This window comes from Streptomyces lothianensis, assembly GCF_047779955.1.
Lineage (GTDB): Bacteria > Actinomycetota > Actinomycetes > Streptomycetales > Streptomycetaceae > Streptomyces.
In genome coordinates this window covers 53,279-69,738 of the sequence record NZ_JBLMKT010000023.1, presented here as the reverse complement: position 1 = coordinate 69,738, position 16,460 = coordinate 53,279, and the positions used below count along the sequence as shown (strand labels likewise).

The window sequence follows — 16,460 nt, the reverse complement described above, 5'->3', positions numbered from 1 at the left end:
GAACTTCGTTCGGATCTCCTCAAGTGCCGGAGGAGCTGGAGCTGCCGGAGGGGCTGGAGCTGCCGGAGGGACTGACCGTGGATGCCGCCTCCACCAACCCCCGCATCACCCGCAGATCCGTACCCATCTCCGGATGCCACTGCACGCCCAGCACCCATCCCGGTCCGGGCAGTTCCACGGCCTCCACCGTGCCGTCCTCCGCGTGGGCGGAGGGGATCAGGCCGCGGCCCAGGTGGTCCACCGCCTGGTGATGGTAGGTGGGGACCGTGTCCTCGTCCGGGACGAGGGAGGCGAGGAGGGTGTCGGGGACGGTTTTGACCGCGTGCGCGGCGAAGACCCCGACCGGACCCGTGTGGCCGTCCAGATGCTGTACGAGGGTGCCGCCCAGCGCCACGTTCAGCAGCTGCATCCCGCGGCAGATGCCGAGCAGCGGCGTGCGGGTGGCCAGTGCTGCCTCGATCAGGGACAGTTCCCACGCGTCGCGTCGGCGTGCGGGCGGGCCCGTCCTCGGGTCCGCCTCGGCGCCGTACCGTACGGGCTCCACGTCGGGACCGCCGGCGATCACCACCCCGTCGAGGCGGGCGACCACGGCGGCCGCCCGCGCCGGATCGTCCGGCGGCAGCATCGCCGCGAGTCCGCCCGCCTCCTGGACGAGGCGCGGATAGCCGGCGGGCAGCAGAGCCGCGTCCAGCTCCCAGACACCCCAGCGGGCACCCGACTCCAGATACGTACTGACCCCGACCAGTGGCCTGTTCACCCGTCACCCTCCAGCCTCGCAAGTTGCGAACCCCGACCCGTCACGCTCCACTCTGCCGCTACTCCCGCTGCAGCTCGGCCTCCGCCTCGGCCAGCGCCGCGAACTCCTCCTCCGGTGCCTGCGCCACCAGGTGGTGCCGGCTGTGGATCCCGAAGTACGCGATGGCCACCACGTACACGAGCAGCGCGATGAAGGCCGCGGTCACATCGACCAGGAACGTGGCGACGAGTGCGGAGAGCGCGAGCGTCAGTGCGGTGCCCGAGGTCCAGGTGCCGCCCGGGGTGCGGTAGGGGCGGTCGAGGCCCGGTTCGCGGCGGCGCAGCACGATGTGCGAGAGCGACATCAGGGCGTACGAGATGGTGGCGCCGAAGACCGCGATGTTCAGCATGCGTGCGCCGTCCCCGGTGCTCGCGGCCAGCGCGAAGCCGATCGCGCCGGGCACGAGCAGCCCCAGGTAGGGCGCCTTGCGGCCGCTGGTGAGGGAGAGGAAACGCGGCAGATATCCGGCCCGGGAGAGCGCGAAGAGCTGACGGGAGCCGGCGTAGATCAGGGAGAAGAAGGAGGCCACGAGGCCCGCGAGCCCTGCGTAGTTGATGATGCGGCTGAGCGTGGTGGGTTCCCCGTCCGGCTGCAACGCCTCGACCAGCGGGTTGCCCGCTTCCTGGATGGCCGCCGAGCCGCGCGCGCCGGCCGCGGCGAAGAAGGTGAGCAGGGCGAGGACGACGAGGATCGCCATGGACCAGCGGATCGCCTTCGGCAGCGTACGGGCGGGCTCGCGGGTCTCCTCGGCGGCCAGCGGCACGCCCTCGACACCGAGGAAGAACCACATGCCGAACGGGAACGCGGCCCAGATGCCGAGGAGGCCGAAGGGCAGCCAGGAGCTGGCGCCGAAGGCCTCGGTGTCCACCGCGATGTCGTTGAGCCCGGAGGCGTCGAACTCGGTGAACGCGCCGATCGCGAAGATCAGCAGGGCGGTAACCGCGATGCCCGTGACGACGAAGCTGAAGCGCAGCGCCTCGCCCACGCCCCACAGGTGGATGCCGATGAAGATGACGAAGCAGGCGAGGTACACCGGCCAGCCGGACTCCAGACCGAACAGGCCGAGCGATTCGACGTAGTCCCCGATGAAGATGGAGATCGCGGCGGGCGCGAGAACGTACTCGATGAGGATCGCCGTGCCGGTGAGGAAGCCGCCCCAGGGGCCGAGCGCCCGTCGGGCGAAGCCGTAGCCGCCGCCCGCGGTGGGCAGGATGGCGGAGAGTTCGGCGAGCGAGAAGACCATGCAGACGTACATCAGGCCCATCAGGACCATGGCGATCGCGAGGCCGCCGAAGCCGCCCTCGGCGAGGCCGAAGTTCCAGCCCGAGAAGTCTCCCGAGACGACGTAGGCCACGCCGAGGCCGGTGAGCAGCAGCCAGCCCGCGCTGCCGCGCCGCAGGGCGCGGCGCTTCAGGTAGTCGTCGCCGTGCTCGGGTGGTGGGGTGGTGCCGCTCTCGGTGCGTGCTTGGGTCATCGCAGGGCTCCCCGCTCAGGGCCGGTGGCTTCGGAGATGTCAGGTGGCTCAATGGAGCGAGTGCATACCATTGCGGTGGGTGTGCGCGGAGCGCAAGACCCCTGCGTTACTTTCCGGTGAACACGGGAGCCATGCGCGCTCCCGCGGGCGGACTCGGGCGGTGCCTGCGGGAGGACGCGTGCCTACGCGAGGATGCGTTCCTGCGGCGAGGATGCGTGCCTACGCGAGGAACCCGCGCAAGAGCGCCGCCGTCCCCGCGCAGTGCTCGCGCATCGCGGCCCGCGCCCGCTCCGGATCTCCGTCGAGCACGGCCCGGACGAGCGCCGTGTGCTGCGCCTGCGAATGCTCCAGGTTCCGTACGAGCAGCGGGATGCAGTCGAGCAGGTCGTTGACCTGCGCCCGTACGGCCGCGTAGTGCGCGGTCAGCGAGGGGGAGCCGGACAGCTCGGCCAGGGTGAGGTGCAGCAGGGTGTCGCGGCGGCGGTAGTCGCCGAGCGGGGCGTCATGCGTGGCGGTGAGCGCCGAGCGCAGCTGCTGCTTGTGCTGCTGGGTCAGCGGCCGGCCCGCACACAGCTCCGCCGCCCCGGTCTCCAGGACCTCGCGGAAGCGCAGCACGTCCTCCACGTCCACGTCCGCGAGGCGTCGGCGCAGTTCCTCCTCGCCGGTGGCGTCCGGGCGCGGCAGGACGAAGCTGCCGCCGTAGCGCCCGCGTCGGCTCTCCACCAGGCCCTCGTCCTGCAGGACGCGCAGCACCTCGCGCAGCGTCACCCTGCTGATCCCGAGGGACTCGGCCAGTTCCCGCTCGGCGGGCAGCCGTTCGCCGGGTGCGGCCAGCTCCAGGCGGATGACCTGGAGGATCTGCTCCAGCGCCTCCTCGAAGCCGTTGCCGGCGCGCACCGGGCGCAGGACGCGCGCGAGCCGGTCCATCCGTTCGGCTGTCCCCATCGGCCGTTTCCCCCTTCCCAATGAATGGTCTGAAGCAATACCTTAAGGCACCCCGGAACGCCCAAGGATGGAGTCCCCGTGGCAGACCGCACCGCCCCGCTCGGCGTCGAGGAACTGCGTGCCCTCGTCGCGAGCGGCGAGATCGACACCGTAGTCCTGGCCTTCCCCGATATGCAGGGCCGCCTGCAGGGAAAGCGGTTCGCCGCCGGCTTCTTCCTCGACGAGGTCCTGGAGCACGGCACCGAGGGCTGCAACTATCTGCTCGCGGTCGACACCGAGATGAACACCGTCGACGGATACGCCATGTCGAGCTGGGACCGCGGCTACGGCGACTTCGCGATGCACCCCGATACGAGCACCCTGCGCCGCCTGCCGTGGAACGAGGGCACCGCGCTGCTCATCGCCGACCTCGCCTGGAACGACGGCGGACCGGTCGCCGCCGCGCCCCGGCAGATCCTCCGCCACCAGCTGGAGCGCCTCGCCTGCCTCGGACACACCGCACAGGTGGGCACCGAGCTGGAGTTCATCGTCTTCCGGGACACCTACGAGGAGGCCTGGGACCGCGACTACCGCGATCTGATCCCGGCCAACCAGTACAACATCGACTACTCGGTGCTCGGCACCGGCCGCATCGAACCGCTCCTGCGCCGCATCCGCAACGAGATGAGCGGTGCGGGCCTGACCGTCGAATCCGCCAAGGGCGAATGCAACCCCGGCCAGCACGAGATCGCCTTCCGCTACGACGAGGCCCTCGTCACCTGCGACCAGCACGCCGTCTACAAGACGGGCGCCAAGGAGATCGCCGCGCAGGAGGGCATGGCGCTCACCTTCATGGCCAAGTACAACGAGCGCGAGGGCAACTCCTGCCACATCCACCTCTCGCTCACCGACGCCGAAGACACCAACGCCATGGCCGGGCCCGGCGGCGACGGCATGTCCGATCTCATGCGGCACTTCCTGGCCGGACAACTGGCCGCGCTGCGCGAGTTCTCGCTGCTCTACGCGCCCAACATCAACTCGTACAAGCGTTTCCAGCCGGGCTCCTTCGCGCCGACCGCCGTCGCCTGGGGCCACGACAACCGCACCTGCGCGCTGCGCGTGGTCGGCCACGGGCGCTCCACCCGCTTCGAGAACCGCCTCCCCGGCGGCGACGTCAACCCCCACCTCGCCGTCGCCGGCATGGTCGCCGCCGGTCTGCACGGCATCGAGCAGCGCCTCGAACTCCCCGAGGCCTGCCCCGGAAACGCCTACACCGGCGACTACGAGCATGTGCCGACGACCCTGCGCGAGGCGGCCGAGCTGTGGGAGAACAGCGCGCTCGCCAAGGCAGCCTTCGGCCCGGAGGTCGTCGCGCACTACGCCAACATGGCGCGCGTCGAACTCGCCGCCTTCGACGCCGCCGTCACCGACTGGGAGCTGCGCCGTTCCTTCGAACGGCACTGAGCCGCCCACGTCCACCCGCGACCTTTCGTACACCCTGCGAGGACCGACTTGCCCCACGAGCACCGCGTACTCAACCCCGCGACCGAGGAACTCATCGCGACCGTCCCCGCCACCACCCCCGCCGAGGTCGAGGCGGCCGTCACGCGCGCGGCCCGCGCCCAGGAGGCCTGGGCCGCGCTCGCCCCCGCCGACCGGGCGCGCATCCTGCGCCGCGTGGCCGACGGCATCGACCGGCACCTGGAGGAACTCGCTCTCCTCGAAGTCCGCGAGGCAGGCCACCTTGTGGGCAACGCCCGCTGGGAGGCGGGCAACGCCCGTGACCTCTTCGCCTACGCGGCCGGGGGAGTGGAGCGGCTGACCGGCCGACAGATCCCGGTGCCGGGCGGCGTCGACATCACCTTCCAGGAACCCCTCGGCGTCATCGGCGTCATCGCCCCCTGGAACTTCCCGATGCCGATCGCCGCCTGGGGCACCGCCCCCGCGCTCGCCGCCGGAAACGCGGTCCTCCTCAAGCCCGCCGAGACGACCCCGCTCACGGCGCTCCGACTGGCCGAGATCGCCCTGGAGGCGGGCCTGCCCGAGCACCTCTTCCAAGTCCTCCCGGGCGCGGGGGACGTGGCCGGGAACGCACTGGTGGAACACCCCGGCGTCGCCAAGATCGTGTTCACCGGCTCCACGCGCGTCGGCAAGCAGATCATGGCCAAGTGCGCCGAGCAGGTGAAACGCCTCACCCTGGAACTCGGCGGCAAGAGCCCCAACCTCGTCTTCGCCGACGCCGACATCGAGGCGGCGGCGCACGCGGCCCCCATGTCCTTCCTCGACAACTCCGGCCAGGACTGCTGCGCCCGCACCCGCATCCTCGTCCAGCGTCCGGTCTACGAGCGGTTCCTCGACCTGCTCGCACCGGCCGTCGAAGGCGTGCGCGTCGGCGATCCCTCGGACCGGAAGACCCAGATGGGACCGCTGATCTCCCGCGCCCAGGTGGACCGCGTACGCGGCTACGTCCCCGACGGGGCGACCCTCGCCGCCGGGACCGCCATCCGCGGCACAGCGCCGGACGGGCCCGGCTTCTGGTTCCCGCCGACCGTCCTCACGGATGTGGACCCCGCGGACCCGGTCTGCGTCGAGGAGGTCTTCGGCCCGGTCGCCGTCGTCCTGCCCTTCGAGGACGAGGCCGAGGCCGTACGCCTGGCCAACGCCACCCCGTACGGCCTCGCCGGCTCCCTGTGGACCCGCGACGTGGGCCGCGCCCTGCGGGTCTCCGGCGCGGTCAGGGCGGGCAACCTGTCCGTCAACTCGCACTCCGCGGTGCGCCACTGGACCCCGTTCGGCGGCTACGGGCAGTCGGGACTCGGCCGCGAACTCGGCCCCGATGCCCTCACCGCCTTCACCGAAACCAAGAACGTCTTCCTGAGCACGGAGGCCTGATCCGCATGACCGACCAGACCATCTGCCGCCGCCTCGTCGGCCGCACCGCCGTCATCACCGGAGCAGGCAGCGGCATCGGCCTCGCCACCGCCCGCCGCCTCGCCTCCGAAGGCGCGCACGTCGTGTGCGGCGACATCGACGAGACGGCGGGCAAGGCGGCCGCCGAGGAGGCCGGCGGCGCCTTCGTACGCGTCGACGTCACCGATGCCGAGCAGGTCGAGGCGCTCTTCGAGGCCGCCTACGACACCTACGGCTCGGTCGACATCGCCTTCAACAACGCCGGGATCTCCCCGCCCGACGACGACTCCATCCTCGACACCGGGCTCGAGGCCTGGAAGCGCGTCCAGGAGGTCAACCTCACCTCCGTGTACCTGTGCTGCAAGGCGGCCATCCCGTACATGCGACGCCAGGGCCGGGGCTCCATCATCAACACGGCCTCCTTCGTGGCCCGCATGGGCGCCGCCACCTCACAGATCTCGTACACGGCCTCCAAGGGCGGCGTCCTCGCCATGTCCCGGGAGCTGGGCGTGCAGTTCGCCCGCGAGGGCATCCGGGTCAACGCGCTCTGCCCCGGCCCCGTCAACACCCCGCTCCTGCAGGAGCTGTTCGCCAAGGACCCCGAGCGGGCGGCGCGGCGCCTCGTGCACATCCCGCTCGGCAGGTTCGCCGAGGCCGAGGAGATCGCCGCCGCTGTGGCCTTCCTCGCGAGTGACGACTCCTCGTTCGTGAACGCCACGGACTTCCTCGTGGACGGCGGGATCGCGGGCGCATATGTGACACCCGTGTGAGATGTCCGCTTCCGTACGGAGGGCGCGCGGCGTCCCCACTCAGGACGCGCGGCGTCCGTACTCAGGAAGCGCGTCCCTACTCAGGACGCGCGGCGTCCGTACTCAGGACGCTCGGCGCCCGCGAATGGCGGACGCGCGCCCTCCGCAGGGAAGGCCGGGAACCCGGTGTACCAGGCATGACACCACCGCCTAGGGTGGCCGGATGAGCATGCCCCCGACGCCTGCCGGCTGGTATCAGGACCCCGAGGCGCCGTCCCACGAACGCTGGTGGGACGGCACCGCGTGGACCCCGCACTCCCGCGTCGCCCAGCCCCGGGCGGGCCACGGCCTGGCACCAGCGGACCCCGCGCAGCAGACGGGGCAGCAGGCTGCTGGGCAGTTCGGTCCGCCTGCCGTAGTTGGACCTGCCGGATCTGCCGGACCTCTCGGCCCGGCGGGACCCGGCGTGCCGGGCGGCTCAGGCGGCGGTCCGGGCGGCGGCTCAGGAGGCGGCCCGGGCGGGCGCGCCAAGATCGTGGCGCTCGCGGTGGCCGGTGTCGTACTCGTCGCATCCATCGTGACCGGAGTCGTGGTCCTCGGCGGCGACGACGAGCCCGACCCCGGCGCCACGGCCCGCACCAGTCCGACCGCCGAGGTCGACTCGCCGGGCGGCGGACCCGAGCCCGCCGGGACCGAGAGCGCGGGCGCGACCGAGCCCGCCGGGGACGACGGCAAGCTCCTCGTGGACCAGCTCAACGGCATCACCCTGCCGATTCCCGAGGGCTGGGAGCGGCCGGAGCGCACGGTCGAGAAGGACCCCATGATCACCACCGAGGGCACCTACACCTGCCCCGGTGACGGTGGCTTCTGCCACCGCGGCAGGGTTTCCACGCACACCGTGCGGGCGGGTGCGGGCAGCGACCCCGAAGTGGCCGCCAAGACCGACATCTCCGAGGCCGCGGAGCGCGCCTACGACCGCGATGCGATCGACCGCCGCCCGTACAACGGCGTCACCTCGCACTCCGAGCTCAAGTCGGAGCGGGTCGTGGTCGCGGGCTCCACGGGGTATCTGGTCCGCTGGCGCGTCAGGACCGAGGCGGGCAGCGGCGGGTACGTGCAGTCCGTCGTCTTCCCGAGGGCCGAGAGCGAGACCCTGATCGTCGTCCGTTTCGCCTTCGACGCCTCCGACGGCCCGTCGCTGTCCCTGATGGACGACATCACCGGCGGTATCCGCCGCATCGGCGACAAGGGTTCGACGAACGGGGGCGTGGGCTCGACGATCGAGCCGTAGCCCGCGCCGTCCGCGGCCCGCTCGTCAAGCTCTCGTGCCCCGCCCCGTCACAGGAAGGTGTGGCCCTCCCCGCGGTACGTCGGCACCGTCGCCGTGATCCGGTCGCCCTCGATCAAGCGCAGCGAGTCGAAACGCTCGCACAGCTCCCCGGCCTTGGCGTGGCGGAACCACACCTTGTCCCCGATCCGCAGATCGTCCGCGGCCGCGCCGAGCAGCGGGGTCTGCACCTCGCCCGCGCCCTCCTGCGGGTCGTAGCGCAGGCCCTCCGGCAGATACGGGACGGGCGAGCGGTCCTTGCCCGCCACCCCGGACGCGGGATAGCCGCCCCCGAGCACCGTGACGATCCCGACCCCGGGCCTGCGCACCACGGGCTGCGCGAACAGCGCCGCCGGGCGGGCGCGGAACGACGTGTAGTTGTCGAACAGCCGAGGCACGTACAGACCCGAGCCGGCCGCGATCTCCGTGACCGCGTCCTCCGCCGCCGTGTGCTGCACGCTCCCCGTGCCCCCGCCGTTGACGAACTCCAGCTCCGGCGCCACGGCCCGGACCGCCCGCACGGCCTCGGCCCGCCGCACGGCCAGCTCGCGCCGCGCCGCGCTCTGCATCGCGCGGATCGCCCGCGAGCGCACCGGCCGCCCCTGCAGCGCGTCCCCGACCCCGGCGATATGGCCCTCGTACGCCATGATCCCGACCAGCCGGAACCCGGGCGTACGCGCCACCGTCCTGGCCAGTTCGGCGAGTTGGTCGGGGGAGTGCAGCGGCGAGCGGCGTGCCCCGATGCGCACCCGGCCGCCCAGGAGCTTGAGCGCGGTGTCCAGCTCCAGACAGACGCGGATCTCCTCGCGGCCGCCATCGCGCGCCGCGTCGATCAGCCGCAGCTGCGCGGGATCGTCGACCATCACGGTCACGGCCGCGGCCAGCTTGGGATCGGCGGTCAGCTCGGCGAAACCGGCGCGGTCCGCGGACGGGTACGCGAGCAGCACGTCCCCGAAACCGGACCGGGCGAGCCACAGCGACTCCGCCAGGGTGAACGACATGATCCCGGCGAAACCATCCCTGGCCAGGACCCGTTCCAGCAGCGCACGGCAGCGTACGGACTTGCTCGCCACACGGACCGGCTTGCCGCCGGCCCTCCTTGCGAGGTCGTCGGCATTGGCGTCGAAGGCCTCCAGATCGACGATCGCGACGGGGGCGTCCAGCTCCGCGGTGGCCCGGTCGTAGCGGGTGCGGTCCGCCGCGTCGGGGCGGTACTGCACGGAGCGCCTCGCCGCGCGGCGGATGTCGGATGACGGGTGGGCTGTCATGGCCGAAGCCTGCCAGACACGATTACCCCGCGGTAGGGGGACGAAGCAGACAGATCCCCCTGACCTGCGGACTGGTTCCCACGGGCCCCGCGCGAGACCGTAGAGTGAGGCGAGGAAGGTGCAACGGGCCTGTCTCCGCAGGTGATCGACACCAATGCAGGGTGATCGGTGACATCGGGGTGTGCAGGCGAACCGGCTGCGGTGGCCACGGCCCACACGGGGCGGTGCGGTCCGGGGGCCGGAGAGTTCGGCGAACGGGGGGTGGATGAGTACCGAAGCGAAGCGCGCCGACATCCCCCCGCGTCCCTCGTCCCCACCCCCGCCACTGCCCTCGACCCGCCTCCCGGACCGTGCCCCCATGGGAGCGGCGGAGCCGCACCCGAACCCTCCGAGGGACAGCGAGCCGCCGGCCAACGGCATCCCCGCACCCCAGGCCGCACCGGGCGCATCGGGCGCGTCGGGCGGCCGTACGGCGGTCCCCGGCATCCCCGCGCCGTACGCCCCCGAGCGCGCCCCGGCCGTGCAGCCGCCCGCCCCGCCGCATGGGGAGTCCGTGCCGGGCGGCCCGGCAGCGAGCCCGGAGGGCCGCGCGCCGCAGGCACCCGGCCCCCGGACCGGACCCGGCCCCGAAACCCCCGCCGAGACCACCACCCGCCTGCGCCCGGTGACGGACGGACCGCCGCGGACCGAGGCACCCTCATCACCTCCCCGGGCCGAGGCGCCCTTGCCGCCTCCCGCCGTGCTGCCGCCGCATTTCGACCCCGCCGGCCCCTTCGCCGTGCCCACCGCCCCCACCGCGCGGCTGTGGCCGCCGGTCCGCCGCAGCCGTGGCCGGGTCGTCGCCGCGGCCGCCTGCCTGGTGCTCGGCCTCGGGCTCATCGCCGGCGCGGTGACCGGGACCTGGCTGACCGGGGAGTCCGGCGCCGCCTCCGGTGAGGCGGGCGTGTTCGCGGCCGCCGCGGAGGCCTGGCACAGCCAACCCGTCGACACCCTCTTCCCGACCACCGTCGTCGGCGTCGGCACCGGACCCGGCGGCGCAGACCGGCGCTGGACCCGGCTCGGCGTCGCCCCCGACAGCGACTGCGCGAAGGGCCTGAGCCCCCGGTTGACCGAGATCCTCGGCGAGTTCGGCTGCGAACGACTCATCCGCGCCACGTACACGGACGCCACGCACACCCACGTCACCACGGTCGGCATGGTGTTCACCCAGGCCGACATGGAGGCGATGAACTCCCTGCGGACCCGCTTCCGGAAGGAGAAGCTGGCGACGCGCGCCGACCTGATGCCCCGCACCTACCCGGTCAAGGGCACGGCCGCCGCCGACTTCGGGCCCGACCAGCGGGCCAGTTGGACCCTGTCCGTACGCGACGACGCACCCGTCGTCGTCTTCGCGGTCTCCGGCTTCGCGGACGGCCGCGCGATCGACGCCCCCGAGCCCGCCGCCGAGGCGATGACCGAGGGCGCCACCAGCACCCCCGCCCAGGCCGGACTCGGCCACGCGGCGCAGGGCCTCTCCGACCGCATCGGGTACGCGCTGCGCCAGCGGGCCGTCAAGGCCATGAGAGATGCCTCGTGATACCGCCGACCCGCACCGTGACGAAGCCGCGCACCAGCGCCGCCGGGAAACGAGAAAGCACAGGGAAGCCGCGAGCCGCCGCAGGTCATCCGCGAGCCGGTGCCGCGAAGCTGCGCGCCATCGGCGCCCTGCTCCTCGCCTGCGCACTCGTCCTCCTGCCGGTCACGGCCGCACACGCCGACACCATCCGCGCCCAGCAGTGGGCCCTCGACGCGCTCGACGCCCAGGAGGCCTGGGCCACCACCAAGGGCCGGGGCGTCACCGTCGCGGTCCTCGACACCGGCGTGGACGCCACCCATCCCGACCTCAAGGACAACGTCCTCACCGGCAAGGACATGATCGGCTTCGGCGCGCGGCGCGGCGAGGAGGCCTGGGCCCGGCACGGCACCAACATGGCCGGCATCATCGCCGGCCACGGGCACGGACCGGGCCGTACGGACGGAGTCCTCGGGATCGCCCCCGAGGCCGAGATCCTTCCGGTCCGGGTGATCCTCGAAGAGGACGACAAGTCCCGTAAGGCGGCGCGCGACACACGTGGTACGGCGCTCGCGGACGGCATCCGCTGGGCCGCCGACCACGGCGCCGACGTGATCAACCTCTCGCTCGGCGACGACAGCGAATCCGCCCACCCCGACGCGGGCGAGGACGCCGCCGTCCAGTACGCGCTCGGCAAGGGCGTGGTCGTCGTCGCCTCCGCGGGCAACGGCGGCGAGAAGGGCGACCGCATCTCGTACCCGGCGGCCTATCCCGGCGTCATCGCCGTCACGGCCGTCGACCGCTACGGAGCCCGCGCCTCGTTCTCCACCCGCCGCTGGTACGCCACGGTCAGCGCGCCCGGCGACGACATCGTCATGGCGGGCCCCGACCGCGAGTACTACAAGGGCTGGGGCACCTCGGCCGCCGCCGCGTTCGCCTCCGGTGCCGTCGCCCTGATCCGCGCCGCACACCCGGACCTCACCCCCGCCCAGATCAAACAACTCATCGAGGAGACCGCCCGGGACGCCCCGGCCGGCGGCCGCGACGACTCCTTCGGCCACGGTCTGATCGACCCCGTCGCGGCGATCGAGGCCGGCGGGTCGGTCAAGCCCGAGAAGGCCCGGGCCCACCCGCGGAAGTACTTCGGTCCCGGCCCCGCCGAGGCGGACTCCGGCCCGGACACCGCCGGCTGGCTCGGCCTCGGCGCGGCCGCCACAGGTGCGGCCTTCCTGCTCGCGGCCACCCTTCTGTGGCGCCGCGGTACGCCCCGGTAGGGTCGGTGCGTGGCGAAGAAGAACATCCCGGACTCCGGGTACGCGAACGACGACGGCTCCGCCGCCCCCGAACTGAGCGCCGCGCTCGGTGCCTGGGCGAAGGACCGTACGCCCGAGAGCGAGAGCCGTGTGCTCGGCGCGCTCATGGACGCCCGGCTGCTGGTGCCCGTCGTCGCCGTCCTCGGCGAGGTCGAGCCCGCAACCGCCGCCGCGAACGGGCTCAAGCGCGAGAAGAACAGCGACATGGCCGTGCCCACGCTCAAGGCCGGCAACCGCACCGCGCTCCCCGCGTTCACCTCCACCCATGCCCTCGCCCTGTGGGACCCGGAGGCCCGGCCGGTCGCCGTACCCATGCGGCAGGCGCTGAGCGCGGCCGCGCACGAGAAGGCCGACACGATCGTCCTCGACCTGGCCGGGCCCGTCCCGTACGAGCTGCCGCGCCGTGCCCTGTACGCGCTCGCTGAGGGCCGTACCAGCACGGATCCGCTGACGGACCCAGCCGTCACCGGGGCGGTACGCGCCGTCGTCGCCGCGGAGCCCGCAGTCCTACGGGCGCACCTCGGCGCGGCCGCGCAGTCCGACGGCACCCTGGCCCTGGTCCTCGACCCCACCGCCGCCCCCGCGCAGGTGGCCCAGCGCATCGCGCGCGCACTCGCACACGACGAAACTCTCCGCGCCCGCCTGATCCGAGGTCTCGACCTGGCACTGCTGCCGCCCGAGGCGGCACCGCCCGCGGGAGAGCCGCTGTACCTGCGCCAGGGGCCGCCAGGGGATGTCCGACGGGATTGATCCGCCGGAGACCTCTGGCCCCTACCCGGTTGTGGGCCCGGGCACGACCACCCAACCCCGGCCCGTAGGCTGAGAGGCATGACTGACGCAACCCCCGCCGGACAGACCTCCCCCGACTTCGACACCATGGCCCGAGACATCGCAGAGGTCCCGGCCGTCGAAGTCATCGTCACGGTGGCGGTGAACCTGATGAGCGCCGCCGCAGTGAAGGCGGGCCTGACCGAGGACGGCGCCGAGCACAAGGACCTCGACGAGGCCCGCAAGCTGATCCACGCCCTGGCCGGCCTTCTGGACGCCAGCGCCACGGAGATCAGCTCCTTCCACGCGGCCCCGCTCCGCGACGGCCTGAAGTCGCTGCAGCTCGCCTTCCGCGAGGCCTCCCTCGTCGCGGACGAGCCGGGCCAGGGCCCCGGCGAGAAGTACACCGGCCCGGTCTTCGGCTGAACCGCCCCGGCCCCGGCCGCCCACGGCCCAGGTCGAGAGCCCAGGCCGAGGGCCCGGCCCTCGGGCCCGGCCCCCGGGCCCGGCCCGAGGGCCCAGGCCGTTAGCAGCACCCCCGAACCTCTGCTAACCTTGTGTAACGACCGGCCGGACACCCCTGCTGCAAGCAAGGAGCCCGGCCCACAAGTGGAGGCTCCGATCTCCCACCTGGCTGCCCGTAAGGGTGGCGGGTCACCGGTCCGACGGACACCTCGCGTGTTCCCGTCGCCCTGCGCCCCGTGTACATCGCGGTGGTGCTCCGGTTTGGAGCCCCGCCTGTGATCGTCCGGGGCATTTTTCATGTACCGGCGCGGTTAGGTCTCACAACACAGACGTTACGTGGCGGTCCGCCAGACCGTCGCGTGGTGCTACCGAGGAGGATCCATCAGCGCCGAGCCCCGCATCAACGACCGGATTCGCGTTCCCGAAGTGCGACTTGTCGGTCCCAGCGGCGAGCAGGTCGGGATTGTTCCGCTTGCCAAGGCCCTTGAGCTCGCTCAGGAGTACGACCTCGACCTGGTCGAGGTGGCGGCGAACGCCCGTCCGCCCGTCTGCAAGCTCATGGACTACGGCAAGTTCAAGTACGAGTCGGCCATGAAGGCCCGTGAGGCGCGCAAGAACCAGGCGCACACGGTCATCAAGGAGATGAAGCTCCGGCCGAAGATCGACCCGCACGACTACGACACGAAAAAGGGTCACGTCGTCCGGTTCCTCAAGCAGGGCGACAAGGTCAAGATCACGATCATGTTCCGTGGTCGCGAGCAGTCCCGGCCGGAGCTCGGCTACCGACTGCTGCAGCGTCTCGCGGAGGACGTCCAGGACCTCGGCTTCATCGAGTCGAATCCGAAGCAGGACGGCCGAAACATGATCATGGTTCTCGGTCCGCACAAGAAGAAGACCGAGGCCATGGCCGAGGCCCGCGAAGCACAGGCCGCCCGCAAGGCGGAGGCGCCGACGAGCGAGAGCCGTCGTGACCGTGCCGCAGCGGACGCCGAGGAGCCTGCCGAGGCCTGATCCGGGGCGCACACCCCGGATCGCCAACCGATACAACTGACGCTCCCGCCTGCCGGTTTCATGCCGGGGGGAGCGCCACTGACGAGGAGAGAACGGCGCTATGCCGAAGAACAAGTCGCACAGCGGTGCCAGCAAGCGCTTCAAGGTCACCGGCTCCGGCAAGGTGCTCCGTGAGCGCGCCGGCAAGCGCCACCTGCTCGAGCACAAGTCGTCGCGCCTGACGCGTCGCCTCACCGGCAACGCCGAGATGGCCCCGGGCGACGCCAAGAAGATCAAGAAGCTTCTCGGCAAGTGACGTCACGGCCCCCGCTGTGACATCGGCGGCCCTGCCGCCGGCGGGGGCCGGGCGCCTGGACCGGGACCTATTCGAACTCGGGCCGTGTGAAGACAACCACGGCCCCGCTACAAGGAGTTAACAAGTGGCACGCGTCAAGCGCGCGGTAAACGCGCACAAGAAGCGTCGGGCGATCCTCGAGCAGGCCTCTGGCTACCGCGGTCAGCGTTCGCGCCTGTACCGCAAGGCCAAGGAGCAGGTCACCCACTCGCTGGTCTACAACTACAACGACCGCAAGAAGCGCAAGGGCGACTTCCGTCAGCTGTGGATCCAGCGCATCAACGCCGCTGCCCGCGCGAACGGGATCACCTACAACCGCTTCATCCAGGGTCTGAAGGCCGCGAACATCGAGGTCGACCGCAAGATCCTGGCGGAGCTCGCGGTCAACGACGCGAACGCGTTCGCCGCGCTGGTCGAGGTCGCGCAGAAGGCCCTTCCGGCCGATGTCAACGCGCCCAAGGCCGCGGCCTGAGTGTTGCGCTTCTGAGCGCCCCTGATCGGACCCGCGGACCGTTTCGGTCCGCGGGTCCGATTGCGTTTTCGGGGCACGTTTCTGCCCCTGGTCCGTTGTCTGCCGACTGCGGCTCCGTCGTGGCCGGGCGCGCCCACCCGGCGGAGCCGCACATGTATACAGTCCCCCGCCCCTGCTCGGCCCGCTTCGCGCGCCCCACTTCGCGCAGTTCCCGCGCCCCTGACCTGAGTGCCTAAGGTTGATTTCATGGTTTCCGCTCCTGAGCTGATCTCGCCCAAGTCCTCCCGTGTCGCCGCCGCGCGGCGGCTCGGGAAGCGGAACTTCCGGACGAAGGAGCGGCTGTTTCTGGCCGAGGGGCCGCAGGCCGTGCGGGAAGCGGCCGGGCACGGCGTCAAGGGGGAGGCGACGCTCGTCGAGCTGTTCGCGACCGCCGAGGCCGCCGAGCGGTACGCGGAGATCATCACGGTGGCGCGGAAGGCCGGTGCCCGGGTGCATCTGGCCGACGAGGCCGTGATCGCGGATATCTCGACCACCGTCACACCCCAGGGGCTCGTCGGGGTCTGCCGGTTCCTGGACACGCCGTTCGTGGAGATTCTCGCCGCGCGGCCCAAGCTCGTCGCCGTACTGGCGCATGTGCGTGATCCCGGGAACGCCGGGACCGTGCTGCGGTGCGCCGACGCAGCCGGTGCGGATGCCGTCGTGCTGACGGACGCGTCGGTGGACCTCTACAACCCGAAGGCCGTACGGGCCTCGGTCGGCTCGCACTTCCATCTGCCCGTCGCCGTCGGGGTGCCGGTCGAGGAGGCCGTGCGCGGGCTACAGGACGCCGGGGTGCGGATCCTCGCCGCGGACGGGGCCGGCGAGGACGATCTCGACGACGAGCTGGACAAGGGCACCATGGGCGGGCCCACCGCCTGGGTCTTCGGCAACGAGGCCTGGGGCCTGCCCGAGGAGACCCGTGCGCTCGCCGACGCGGTGGTCCGCGTGCCCATCCACGGCAAGGCGGAGAGCCTCAACCTCGCCACGGCCGCCGCGGTCTGCCTGTACGCCTCGGCGCGCGCCCAGCGCGACCGTGCGCGCAGGGGCTGAGCCGGATC

Annotated in this window: 16 protein-coding genes; 12 read left to right on the top strand and 4 right to left on the bottom strand. The window is 72.2% G+C overall.

The window, feature by feature from the left end; genetic code table 11:
* Positions 1-19: 19 nt before the first annotated feature.
* The 3 genes from ACLF6P_RS06300 to ACLF6P_RS06290 all read right to left on the bottom strand — a co-directional run bounded on the left by ACLF6P_RS06300 (position 20) and on the right by ACLF6P_RS06290 (position 3,215).
* Positions 20-757, bottom strand: coding sequence for a gamma-glutamyl-gamma-aminobutyrate hydrolase family protein (locus tag ACLF6P_RS06300; protein WP_415948725.1), 738 nt, complete (start codon positions 755-757; stop codon positions 20-22).
* A gap of 58 nt (positions 758-815) precedes the next feature.
* A complete protein-coding gene (gene eat, locus ACLF6P_RS06295) occupies positions 816-2,270 on the bottom strand; it encodes an ethanolamine permease (protein WP_415948724.1) in 1,455 nt (484 codons plus the stop codon).
* A 219-nt stretch (positions 2,271-2,489) separates the two neighbouring features.
* Positions 2,490-3,215 (bottom strand): FadR/GntR family transcriptional regulator, encoded by a 726-nt coding sequence (locus tag ACLF6P_RS06290; protein WP_415948723.1) that lies wholly within the window; start codon positions 3,213-3,215, stop codon positions 2,490-2,492.
* A 78-nt stretch (positions 3,216-3,293) separates the two neighbouring features.
* Between ACLF6P_RS06290 and ACLF6P_RS06285 the strand changes: the two genes are divergently transcribed.
* The 4 genes from ACLF6P_RS06285 (at position 3,294) to ACLF6P_RS06270 (ending at position 8,144) form a co-directional block, all read left to right on the top strand.
* A complete protein-coding gene (locus ACLF6P_RS06285) occupies positions 3,294-4,658 on the top strand; it encodes a glutamine synthetase family protein (protein ID WP_415948722.1) in 1,365 nt (454 codons plus the stop codon).
* 48 nt (positions 4,659-4,706) lie between these two features.
* Complete coding sequence (locus ACLF6P_RS06280; RefSeq protein WP_415948720.1) at positions 4,707-6,086, top strand: aldehyde dehydrogenase family protein; 1,380 nt, start codon at positions 4,707-4,709, stop codon at positions 6,084-6,086.
* Between the two features lie 5 nt (positions 6,087-6,091).
* Positions 6,092-6,874, top strand: coding sequence for a 3-oxoacyl-ACP reductase (locus ACLF6P_RS06275; RefSeq protein ID WP_415948719.1), 783 nt, complete (start codon positions 6,092-6,094; stop codon positions 6,872-6,874).
* A gap of 202 nt (positions 6,875-7,076) precedes the next feature.
* Positions 7,077-8,144, top strand: coding sequence for a DUF2510 domain-containing protein (locus ACLF6P_RS06270; RefSeq protein ID WP_415948717.1), 1,068 nt, complete (start codon positions 7,077-7,079; stop codon positions 8,142-8,144).
* A gap of 47 nt (positions 8,145-8,191) precedes the next feature.
* On the opposite strand, the gene ACLF6P_RS06265 is transcribed toward ACLF6P_RS06270, so the two are convergent.
* The gene (locus ACLF6P_RS06265; protein WP_415948716.1) at positions 8,192-9,448 is read right to left on the bottom strand and encodes an amino acid deaminase/aldolase; all 1,257 of its coding nucleotides are present in this window, start codon (positions 9,446-9,448) and stop codon (positions 8,192-8,194) included.
* Between the two features lie 358 nt (positions 9,449-9,806).
* On the opposite strand from ACLF6P_RS06265, the gene ACLF6P_RS06260 reads away from it, so the two are divergent.
* From ACLF6P_RS06260 to ACLF6P_RS06225, 8 genes are all read left to right on the top strand, one after another.
* Positions 9,807-11,024, top strand: coding sequence for a hypothetical protein (locus tag ACLF6P_RS06260; protein ID WP_415948715.1), 1,218 nt, complete (start codon positions 9,807-9,809; stop codon positions 11,022-11,024).
* 110 nt (positions 11,025-11,134) lie between these two features.
* Positions 11,135-12,274 (top strand): type VII secretion-associated serine protease mycosin, encoded by a 1,140-nt coding sequence (gene mycP / locus ACLF6P_RS06255; protein ID WP_415948924.1) that lies wholly within the window; start codon positions 11,135-11,137, stop codon positions 12,272-12,274.
* 9 nt (positions 12,275-12,283) lie between these two features.
* Positions 12,284-13,063 (top strand): SseB family protein, encoded by a 780-nt coding sequence (locus tag ACLF6P_RS06250; RefSeq protein WP_415948714.1) that lies wholly within the window; start codon positions 12,284-12,286, stop codon positions 13,061-13,063.
* Between the two features lie 78 nt (positions 13,064-13,141).
* A complete protein-coding gene (locus tag ACLF6P_RS06245) occupies positions 13,142-13,507 on the top strand; it encodes a DUF1844 domain-containing protein (protein ID WP_415948713.1) in 366 nt (121 codons plus the stop codon).
* Between the two features lie 375 nt (positions 13,508-13,882).
* Positions 13,883-14,557, top strand: a complete 675-nt coding sequence (gene infC, locus ACLF6P_RS06240; protein WP_415948711.1) for a translation initiation factor IF-3 — start codon at positions 13,883-13,885, stop codon at positions 14,555-14,557.
* A 100-nt stretch (positions 14,558-14,657) separates the two neighbouring features.
* The gene (rpmI, locus tag ACLF6P_RS06235) at positions 14,658-14,852 is read left to right on the top strand and encodes a 50S ribosomal protein L35 (RefSeq protein ID WP_007829094.1); all 195 of its coding nucleotides are present in this window, start codon (positions 14,658-14,660) and stop codon (positions 14,850-14,852) included.
* A gap of 124 nt (positions 14,853-14,976) precedes the next feature.
* Positions 14,977-15,363, top strand: coding sequence for a 50S ribosomal protein L20 (gene rplT / locus ACLF6P_RS06230; RefSeq protein ID WP_093608609.1), 387 nt, complete (start codon positions 14,977-14,979; stop codon positions 15,361-15,363).
* A gap of 246 nt (positions 15,364-15,609) precedes the next feature.
* On the top strand, positions 15,610-16,452 hold the full coding sequence (locus tag ACLF6P_RS06225) for a TrmH family RNA methyltransferase (protein ID WP_415948710.1): 843 nt from the start codon (positions 15,610-15,612) through the stop codon (positions 16,450-16,452).
* Positions 16,453-16,460: the final 8 nt, after the last annotated feature.

Excerpts from the sequence above, each read along its gene's own strand:
- ACLF6P_RS06245 (WP_415948713.1), top strand. The coding sequence starts at position 13,142 with ATGACTGACGCAACCCCCGCCGGACAGACCTCCCCCGACTTCGACACC.
- ACLF6P_RS06225 (WP_415948710.1), top strand. The coding sequence starts at position 15,610 with ATGGTTTCCGCTCCTGAGCTGATCTCGCCCAAGTCCTCCCGTGTCGCC.
- ACLF6P_RS06260 (WP_415948715.1), top strand. The coding sequence starts at position 9,807 with ATGGGAGCGGCGGAGCCGCACCCGAACCCTCCGAGGGACAGCGAGCCG.
- ACLF6P_RS06270 (WP_415948717.1), top strand. The coding sequence starts at position 7,077 with ATGAGCATGCCCCCGACGCCTGCCGGCTGGTATCAGGACCCCGAGGCG.
- rpmI (WP_007829094.1), top strand. The coding sequence starts at position 14,658 with ATGCCGAAGAACAAGTCGCACAGCGGTGCCAGCAAGCGCTTCAAGGTC.
- ACLF6P_RS06265 (WP_415948716.1), bottom strand. The coding sequence starts at position 9,448 with ATGACAGCCCACCCGTCATCCGACATCCGCCGCGCGGCGAGGCGCTCC.
- ACLF6P_RS06290 (WP_415948723.1), bottom strand. The coding sequence starts at position 3,215 with ATGGGGACAGCCGAACGGATGGACCGGCTCGCGCGCGTCCTGCGCCCG.
- eat (WP_415948724.1), bottom strand. The coding sequence starts at position 2,270 with ATGACCCAAGCACGCACCGAGAGCGGCACCACCCCACCACCCGAGCAC.
- ACLF6P_RS06275 (WP_415948719.1), top strand. The coding sequence starts at position 6,092 with ATGACCGACCAGACCATCTGCCGCCGCCTCGTCGGCCGCACCGCCGTC.